Annotated in this window: 1 protein-coding gene; it reads right to left on the bottom strand. The window is 57.5% G+C overall.

The genetic code is table 11. The features are described from left to right. Window positions 1-176: 176 nt before the first annotated feature. The coding region (locus tag AB1462_RS31980; protein WP_367249103.1) for a cupin domain-containing protein at window positions 177-454 on the bottom strand (278 nt) is incomplete at its 5' end.

Here is a 454-nt window from a genome sequence, read left to right as displayed (position 1 = left end):
CGTCCTGATAGATGCCGCCGAAGGAAACGAAGGTAAGCGTCTTGCCCTTCAGCGAGCCTTCGGCCACTTCGCCCGCGACGGGCTTGTCCTGCGCCAGCGCGGAGCCGGCCATCAGAAGCATGGCTGCGGCAGCCATGATGCCGTATCTGTTTCTTTTACTCATGTCAGTACTCCCATTACGATGACTCGCCATCTTGTTGGTGCCCGGATGCGAGTGGTTTCCGGGTAATGTATTCGTTGAGTTCACCGGCTCCGCTGGTCGGTGGAGCGATGATCCACAGAACCTCGGCCGGGTCGTTGCCGATATTCACCGTCTTGTGCGGCGTTGATGTCGGGTATTCGATGCTGTCGCCTTCATCGAGGACGAAAATATCCTCGCCAAGCGTCAGCTCGACGCTGCCTTTCAAGACGATGAACATTTCATGCGCATCGCCGTGGCTATAGGGTTTGTCGC

Source organism: Pseudomonas sp. SB113 (genome assembly GCF_040754745.1).
In the GTDB taxonomy this organism is placed as follows: Bacteria; Pseudomonadota; Gammaproteobacteria; order Pseudomonadales; family Pseudomonadaceae; genus Aquipseudomonas; species Aquipseudomonas grimontii.
This window is presented reverse-complemented; position numbering and strand designations above follow the sequence as displayed.